An 8,768-nucleotide genomic window follows, 5' to 3' on the forward strand; every position below is an offset into this window, starting at 1 on the left:
TTTCCGGAAACGTCTCCTCTCGGGATCAAACACAGACCGACGGGCCTCGGCACATAAATGAGGGATTGCCAGCGAACCACGGAGGATGCTCCCCGACCGGGAGCGCCGAGCGCGCACGGGGAGCGCGGCGGCGCCGCCGACCCGGAGAACGGGCGCGCGGGATGCCTGATGCGGAGCTGTGCAGCGTGTCCTAAGGGCCCGCGGACACGCCCGCCAGCCGCGCCGCGGGCGGCCTCTCGCAGAAAACTTGGCCCGATCTCCGGAAATTTGCGCAAACACGCGCTGCGTGGATTTCCGCGACGCACCGCCCGAGCTCCTCCTGGCCGTGGCCGGCGCGGCGCTCTTCTTCGGGCTCGTCCAGACGGTCCGGCTCGCGTGGCGGAGCGCCCGGCAGCGACGCCGGATCGAGCGCATCCGGGAGCAGGGCGCCGCCGGGGAGGCGCGGGCCGAGGCGCTCCTCCGCGAGCTCGGGTACACGATCCTCGGCCGGCAGGTCGCGGTCTCGTATGGAGTCCAGATCGACGGTGAGCCGATGACGGTCGGCCTCCGCGCCGACTACCTCGTGGCGCACGGGCCGAGGCGGTATGTCGCCGAGGTGAAGACAGGCCGGCTCGCGCCGCGCATCGACACGCCCGCGACGCGGCGGCAGCTGCTCGAGTACCGGCTCGCGTTCGACGTCGACGGGGTGCTGCTGGTCGACGCGGAGGCGCGGCGGGTGCATTCCGTCGTGTTCCCGCTGCCCGGCGCGGCCGCGGCGCGCGAGCCGCCCGGCGCGCAGCTCGCGTGGTTCCTGGCGGCCGTCGTGGCGGGCCTCGTGGCCGCCATGGCGGCGCGCGCCGCGTGGTGAGGCGTGATGGCGCGCGCCGCGTGGTGAGGCGTGATGGGGAGGACTACCGCGCAGCGCGGGCGCGGCGCCTGCGGCCGGCGAGCAGCAGCAGGCCGAGGCCGAGCGCGCCGAGCCTGGCCGGCGAGCCCTCCGACGTAGCGCCGGCGCGGCAGGCGCAGGACGAGTCGGGCTTGCCGATGCCGCCGCCGTTCCCGCCGCTGCCCGCGGCGCCGCCGGCCCCGACGGTGGCCGTGAGATCCGGCGGCGGCTCATCCAGGAACAGGCCGCCTCCGTCTGTCCCGCTGCTCGTCGCGGTGGGGCCGCCGACAGGCGGCTCGCCGCAGGACCCGTTCGTGCACGGCGCGCCGCCCGGGCAGACGACGCCCGCGCACGCGTCGGCGCAGCTCCCGCCGACGCAGACCTGCCCGGGAGCGCAGGTCTTGCCCTCGCAGCCGGTGTCGACGCAGCGGCCGTCGGCCCCGCACGTCTTGCCGTCAGGGCAGGTGCGGCAACCGCAGTTCGACTGGCAGATGCCGCGCTCGCACACGGTGTCCTCGCCGCAGTCGATGGTGGCGCAGAGATCCACGCACCGGCCGAGCTGACACTCCTGGTTCGCGGGGCAGACGACGCCGTCGCAGCCGCCCACGCACGTCCCGCCCACGCAGACCTGGCCGCCCTCGCACGCGACGCCCACGCACGCCTGCTCGACGCAGAGGCCCTCCTCGCAGACGAAGCCGAGATCGCAGACGACCTCGCCGCGGCCGCAGTACGGCACGCACGCCCCGCGGTTGCACACGAGGCCTTCCTCGCAGAGCCCCTCGCCGTCGTCGACCTCGCCGTTGCAGTCGTTGTCGATGTTGTCGCAGCGCTCGCTCTGCTCGCCGGGCTCGAGGACGGGCAGGCACTCGGTCACGCCGTCGGTCGCGCAGCCCGTCCTGCCCACGGCGCACGCGCCTGTCTCGCCCGTGTCACAGACCTGGCCGCCGCCCTTACAGGTCACGCCGGTGATGTAGTAGACGAAGTCGTTGAAATCGCCGTCGTTCGTGTACCCGCCCTGGTTCCCCTTCCAGCTCGTCGCTGTCACGGGCAGGTCCTCGAAGGCGACATAGAACGCGTCGGGCGAGGCGGTCGACGTGTAGATGAGCGTGGTCACCCACGGCGCGTTCGGCGTGCAGTTCGTGCAGACGGTGTTCAGCTCGCGCTGCGAGAACTTCGTCTGGGTACAGTAGGTGCCCGCCTTGCCGATCAGCGCGAAGCCGACGAGGCCGCCCTGGTACCGCGGATCGTTGCGGATGTCCGACGCCGAGAACTGCCGCGGCGTCCAGTCGTGCTGCCCCGCCTGCGTCGTCATCATCGTGGCCAGCGGGCAGAAGTCGTTGTCGTCGCAGTTGAACGCCGTCGACGTGTCCGCGGGGATCAGCTCGTAGATCTGGTTGTCCGGCGGGCGCATGCCGCTCGCGGTCGCGTTGTACCAGCCGAACGCGACCTTGCACCCGCCCCCGCGCAGCACGAGCTCTCCCGTGAACCCGCAGAGCGGCGAGAAGACGCCTGGCTCCGTGCTCGCGTCCGCCACCGGATCGATGTCCTCCCCGCGGTACATGAAGAGCCCATCGAGCGTGACGGCGTCCTCCGGGAACCCGCGGCTCGTCACGAGGCCGAGCTCGGCGTCTCCCACCGGCGTGGGCAGCCGCGTGCCGTCGAGCTGCTCGACCGCAGCGCTGGCGGGCGCGGCCCCCGCGAGCGGCGCGAGGGAGAGGAACAAAGAGAGCGCGGCTCGCGTCGCGCGGCGGCGAGGCATGATGAAGAAAGGCGTTTGCGGCATGCCCGCCACTCTACACCTGCCGACGAGCTCACGGTGTATAAGATTCCAGCGCTCCGCAGCGCCGTAATTGTGCAGCAGGGTTGCTTGTGCGTCGTCGCGCGCGCCTGATTTGACGCATGCTGTCACCACGGCGCATGGAGTTGCGCTGGCCGTCGCGGGCGGTTCAACGACGCGCCGGGGTGAGCGGGGAGAGGCTTTGTTAATGCTCTTGCTATCCACGGCGCGGGGCCGTTGAGGCGGAGTCGGAGCGACGTTTCCCCGGCGCGCGGGCGCGGGGCCGGGGTGTGGTAGGCTGACGCGCTCCGGCTGCGGCCGGCCACCGCCGCCGTATGACCAAGAAATCGCTCCGCGTCTATCTCATCGCCCACCACGACGGCCGCGTCACCGGCATCCTCCTCCGCACGTGGGCATTCCTCTTCGACCGGCCGGCGCCGTCGGCCTATGGCGCCTCCGAGGAGGACGTGCTGCGCAAGATCGAGCTCGAGCTCCACGCGCGCCTGGCGACGGGCGAGGACGATCTCGACCGTTATCTCTGGGACGAGTCGTTCGAGGTGCGCACGCTGGCGGTGGACGTTCACCCGCAGACCACGGTCAAGCGGACAGCCGTGGTCGGTCAGGGCCGGATCCCGCTGCGGCTCACGTACCTCGCGAGCAAGCTCGCGGAGGGGGGTTATCGCGTGATGCTCCCCCGCTTCGGCTGGTCGGTGATCCTGGAGGATCTCTCGATCGCGCCCGAGGTGCTGCGCCAGCTCGTCACGAGCGCGCTGATGGGCGAGTCCCCGCGATCGCTGTTCGATTTCCGGCGGGAGGGAGACGAGCACGTGCGCCCGTGGTCACCGCGCCTCGCGGCGCGCGCCGAGCGCTCCGCCCGGCGCGCGGGCGACGAGCGCCCCACGCTCGGCGCCGTCGCCGAGGACCTGGTCGAGAAGGCCGCGCGTCAGCGGCTGCCGCTCGCGGTGGGCGAGTCGGAGGAGCTGGAGCAGGCGCTGCCGCTGTTCGACGTGGCGGAGCTCGCGCCGGGCGCGCCGCTGCCGTCGATCCTGCTGGTGGGCGGCCCGGGCGTGGGCAAGACGACCTGGGTCCACCGGCTCGCGCGGCGGTTCGCGGCGTGGCGGAGGGACAAGGCGCGCGCGCGGTCGCCGGGCCTGTTCAGCACCTCGGCCGACCGGCTCCTCGCCGGGATGACGTACCTCGGCATGTGGCAGGCGAGGTGCTTGAAGCTGGTGAGCGAGCTGTCGCACGAGGGGGATCTGCTCCACGTCGGCGCGCTGCTGCCGCTCTTGCGGCCGCAGCCGGACGGCGCGTCGATCGGCGACGTGCTCCTGCCCGCGCTGCGCAGCGGCGAGGTGAGCCTCATCGCGGAGTGCACCGAGGCGGAGCTCGAGGCGTGCCAGCGGCGCGCGCCCTCGCTGGTGGCGTGCTTCCAGATCGTGCGGCTGCGCGAGCCCGACGCGGCCGCCGTCCCGGCGCTGCTCGCGGAGTACGAGGCGCGGAAGGACGCGCGCGTCCGGCTGCACCCGGCCGGCAAGAAGCGGCTGGTGCAGCACCTCGCGATGTTCCGGCGCGACGTGCTCTTCCCGGGCAAGGCGTTCCGCTTCTTCGACTGGCTCGCGCAGGAGGCCGCCAATCGGGCCGGCGCGGAGGCGCGGCCGGCGGCGGGGGCGGCGGCGGCGCGCGAGCTGTATCCGCGGGACGTCTCCGAGGCCTACGCGCGCCACTCGGGGCTGCCGATCGAGCTGATCGCCGACGAGGTCCCGGCGAGCGCCGGGACGATCGCGCGCGGGCTGAAGCGGCGCGTGATCGGGCAGGACGAGGCGTGCGACACCGCGGCGCGCGTGCTCGCGCGCTTCAAGGCCGGGATGAACGATCCGGAGCGCCCGTGCGGCACGCTGCTGTTCGCCGGCCCGACCGGCGTGGGCAAGACGGAGCTCGCGAAGGAGCTCACGCGGTTCATGTTCGGCGACGAGGGGCGGATGATCCGGCTCGACATGAGCGAGTACCGGCTCCCCGGCTCGTCGGCGCGGCTGCTCGAGGCGGGGCCCGGCGCGACGACGCTCGCGCAGCGCGTGCGGCAGGAGCCGCTGTCGCTGGTGCTGCTCGACGAGATCGAGAAGGCCCACCGCGAGGTGTTCGACCTGCTGCTCGGGATCCTCGGCGAGGGCCGGCTGACGGACGAGGACGGGCGCCACGTCGACTTCCGGATGGTGCTGATCGTGATGACCTCGAACCTCGGCGTCGCCGATCGGCCGCCGGTCGGGTTCGGCGGCGGGCGCGACGGCGAGGCCGGCGCGGCGGGCGCGCTGGACGCGGAGGGCGCGCACAACGCCCGACGCGCGGCGCCGGCGGGCGTGCGCGAGCACTTCCGGCCGGAGTTCGTGAACCGCATCGACCACGTGGTGCAGTTCCGGAGCCTCGGGCGGGACAGCGTGCTCAGGATCGTGGATCTCGAGCTCGCGAAGGCGGAGGCGCGCACCGGGCTCGTGCGGCGCAACCTGCGGCTCCGGGTGCTGCCCGAGGCGCGGGCGTGGCTGGCCGAGGCGGGGTTCGATCCGAGGCGGGGGGCGCGGCCGCTGAAGCGGGTGATCGAGGAGCGGGTGATCACGCCGATCGCGGCGCGGATGGCGGAGGATCCCGGGTGCAGGGATCGAGAGGTCGTGGTGGCGGGCGGGGGCGCGGGGATCGAGGTGCGGTTCGGGTAGCTCGGCCGCGCCGTCGGAGGGGCGCTCCGCTCAGCGCGCCTCGGCGGGCTGCTCGGCCGCCGATCCGGGCTCCCCGTGCACGACGGCCCACACGAACTCCGGGATGAGCGCGAGCGAGTGCTGGTCCTGCGTGACGCCGATGAGACCGCTGATGAACTCCATGGCGTGGTCCCGGCGCTGCGCGTCGGTGAACCGCAAGGGCGCGCTGGTCAGCCCGGGCGGGAGCCGGGCGAGCCCGGGCCCCTCCGGCTCGGCCAGCGCGGAGAGCGGGTTGCGCCGGGCCTCCGCGGCCTTCCAGCGGTCGAGCCAGCCGTCGAGGTACGCATTCGGAATGAAATGGTCGGCAGGCCAGGCGCGCAGGTACGGAAAGAGCACGTGGATCCACCCGGTGAGCTCGTCCGCGGCGTTCTCGTACCGGAAGAAGGCGCGCCAGAACGCTGGATCGGGGCGGCCCTCGGCTGAAACCACGATCTGGTCGAGCACCGGCAGGAGAGCGTGAGTCCAGCGCTCCGCTCCGAACGGGCCGAACGCCGCCGCGCGGTGGCGCACCCAGCGCCAGTCGTCCGGCGTGCCGAGCAGGTAGATGCGCGGGATTCCGGGGTTCGGAAAGCTCATGTCCGCCAGGAAGGGCGGCTGCCACTCGAAGTGCGGCACGAACGGCGTCATCACCGTGAGCTCCGACGCGACGCGCTCGACAGGTCCCGTGGTCGAGAAGCCGGCTGTCACGAGCTCCCGCAGCTTGCCGACCCGCGCGGCGACCTGGGCGGAGAAATCCGAGAATGCGACCGGCCACGGGTTCACCTCGCCCAGCGTGAAGTCGGGCCGATCGATCGTCAGCTCGAAGTCGCTGTCGTCGAGGAGGATCTGGCGCCGCTGCTCCTCGCTCGCGGCGACGTGAAGCGTGAACCCCCGGGCCAGGCAGAACCAGAGCACGTCGGGCGAGAGGACGAGGGGATACCGCTGGGTGAAGGCCATGGTGGCCCCCTGGACGAGCGGGTGCACATCCGTGCGCCCGACGAGGGGCAGGCGATGGCGGTAGGCCGCCTCGACGGAGGAGACGAGCAGGCTCTGCACCGTCGCTTCCTCGTCGAACGCGGGCAGCGGCGCCGTCGCAGGCTCGGAGTCGGTAACGGCGATGGTCGTGACGCTCATGGATCCTCGCTCTCCTGGCCCCGCGCGACGGCTCGATGGGCCAGCGCTGCCCGCTCCAACCTCGTACACAAGAGCGGTGCGCGAGACAACTCGCCTCGGCGGCGGTGCACAGCGAGCCGGCTCAGCCTTCGATTCGCGCCGGCAGCCGTCGATTCCCGCCGAGGGCGCCGACGCACGACCGTGCGATCAGCGCGTGAGAGAAAGGCAAGAAAATTCATTATCACGAGAATATTACAGCACGACTGGCGCACCGGCACGTGCATTCGAGGGATAGGCTACCTGCGCGGTGGGTTGGCCGCGATCGCGGCGCCTGTCGCGCGTCGCGCTGAACGCATGCTCGGATTCGCGGCGGCGTCTCGACGGGCGAGCGCCGCAATGGGGCGAGCCGTCGCGGATCCGAGGTGCGGGGATCGCCGGTCCAGAGGCGGCTCCGAAGCGGTGCGCAGCGGGCGGAGCAGGACGCCACGGGACCGGAGTTGCGGCCGCGAGGCGCGCGGGCGAGGCGCTTGGCAACGCACGAGTTTCGCGTCAATCATGGTTCATGAGGTCGTCGCGGAGCCGTTCGTCGTCGCCATCCAGATCGATTCGTGCGGACCTGCGCGCCCAGTCAAAGAGCGCGGGCAATTTCGCGCATCCCTCGCCCGGCACCAGCAGCCCGTCCGGCAGCACGACCGCGCCCGGCGCCATGAACCAGGCCGCGGCCCCGAGCCCGACCCCGAAGCCGAGCGCCTTCTCCGATTGGGATCCCGTGACGCGGAAGAGCGTGAGCCGACCGAGCTCGCCCGGCCCGACGACCACGACGACGGCGCCTTCGGGAAGTCAACTCGGCAGCGCGACGACCGGCAACAGCAGCCCCAATGTCGGCCAGGCGCCCACCACCGCGCCGAGCTCGCCCACCGTGGCGCCCAGGCCGCCGGCCTCTCCGGTCAACGTCCCCCCGAACCAGAACGTGGCAGCGGGCAACGGCGGGTCGCAGTCCCCCGGGCTCCCCGGCTCCAGAACGCCCCCTGTCAGCGCTGGGACCCAGCAGACCCCGCCCAGGCCTCGGTCCGCGCCTTCCGGCGGCGGCCTTCCCCAGGGACCCACGCCACGGCCCGACCCGGCGCCTCAGACCCTCGGCAATACGGCCACCCAGCCTCAGGCCACCCAGACCCCGGTCAGGCCTCGATCCGCTCCCTCCAACAACAGCGGCATTCCCCAGGGCTCCACGCCACGGCCCAACCCGGCGCCTCAGCCCCTCGGCAATGCTACCACCCAGCCTCAGGCCACCCAGACCCCGGCCAGGCCTCAGTCCGCTCCCTCCAACAATAGCGGCGTTCCCCGGGGCTCCACGCCGACCGCAACCCCATCATCACAGCTCCCGGGCAATGGTTCCCAGGGGAACACCAGCGCGACCTCGCAGGGAAGCACGCTCCCCAAGGCCGGAGAGACGTCACCCAAGGCCCCTCCCAAGGAGGCCGCCCCCAAGGACGGCTCCTCGGCTCAGACCTCACCCAAGCCTGCCGAGACATCACCCAAGGCACCTCCCAAGGAGGCCGCCCCCAAGGACGGCTCCTCAGCTCAGACCTCACCCAAGTCCGGCGAGACATCACCCAAGGCCCCTCCGAAGGAGGCCGCCCCCAAGGACGGCTCCTCGGCTCAGACCTCCCCCAAGCCCGGAGAGACATCACCCAAGGCTCCTCCGAAGGAGGCTGCCGCCAAGGACGGCTCTTCAGCTCAGACCTCACCCAAGTCCGGCGAGACATCGCCCAAGGCCCCTCCGAAGGAGGCCGCCCCCAAGGACGGCTCCTCGCCTCAGACCTCACCCAAGCCCGGAGAGGCGTCACCCAAGGCCCCTCCGAAGGAAGCCGCCCCCAAGGACGGCTCCTCGCCTCAGACCTCACCCAAGCCCGGAGAGGCGTCACCCAAGGCCCCTCCGAAGGAAGCCGCCCTCAAGGACGGCTCCTCGGCTCAGACCTCACCCAAGCCCGGAGAGGCGTCACCCAAGGCCCCTCCGAAGGAAGCCGCCCCCAAGGACGGCTCCTCGCCTCAGACCTCACCCAAGGCCGGAGAGACGTCACCCAAGGCCCCTCCCAAGGAGGCCGCCAAGGACGGCTCCTCGGCTCAGACCTCCCCCAAGCCCGGAGAGACGTCACCCAAGGCCCCTCCGAAAGAGGCCGCCGCCGCCAAGGACGGCTCCTCAGCTCAGACCTCCCCCAAGCCCGCCGAGACGTCACCCAAGGCCCCTCCGAAGGAGGCCGCCCCCAAGGATGGCTCCTCCGCTCAGACC

General features: G+C 72.4%; 5 protein-coding genes. 2 read left to right on the forward strand and 3 right to left on the reverse strand.

Annotation, left to right across the window (positions count from 1 at the left end):
• Window positions 1-286 precede the first annotated feature (286 nt).
• On the forward strand, window positions 287-847 hold the full coding sequence (locus WME96_RS37110; RefSeq protein WP_433929472.1) for a hypothetical protein: 561 nt from the start codon (window positions 287-289) through the stop codon (window positions 845-847).
• 43 nt (window positions 848-890) lie between these two features.
• On the opposite strand, the gene WME96_RS37115 is transcribed toward WME96_RS37110, so the two are convergent.
• Complete coding sequence (locus WME96_RS37115) at window positions 891-2,648, reverse strand: hypothetical protein (protein ID WP_437286306.1); 1,758 nt, start codon at window positions 2,646-2,648, stop codon at window positions 891-893.
• Window positions 2,649-2,977: 329 nt separating this feature from the next.
• Between WME96_RS37115 and WME96_RS37120 the strand changes: the two genes are divergently transcribed.
• Complete coding sequence (locus tag WME96_RS37120) at window positions 2,978-5,347, forward strand: AAA family ATPase (protein ID WP_437286307.1); 2,370 nt, start codon at window positions 2,978-2,980, stop codon at window positions 5,345-5,347.
• A 30-nt stretch (window positions 5,348-5,377) separates the two neighbouring features.
• Here WME96_RS37120 and WME96_RS37125 read toward each other — a convergent pair whose 3' ends face one another.
• Window positions 5,378-6,499 (reverse strand): DUF4419 domain-containing protein, encoded by a 1,122-nt coding sequence (locus tag WME96_RS37125; RefSeq protein WP_437286308.1) that lies wholly within the window; start codon window positions 6,497-6,499, stop codon window positions 5,378-5,380.
• 528 nt (window positions 6,500-7,027) lie between these two features.
• Window positions 7,028-7,297, reverse strand: coding sequence for a hypothetical protein (locus WME96_RS37130; protein ID WP_437286309.1), 270 nt, complete (start codon window positions 7,295-7,297; stop codon window positions 7,028-7,030).
• Window positions 7,298-8,768: the final 1,471 nt, after the last annotated feature.

The sequence above is a fragment of the Sorangium sp. So ce406 genome, from assembly GCF_051474675.1.
GTDB classification, from domain to species: Bacteria; Myxococcota_A; Polyangia; order Polyangiales; family Polyangiaceae; genus Sorangium; species Sorangium cellulosum_G.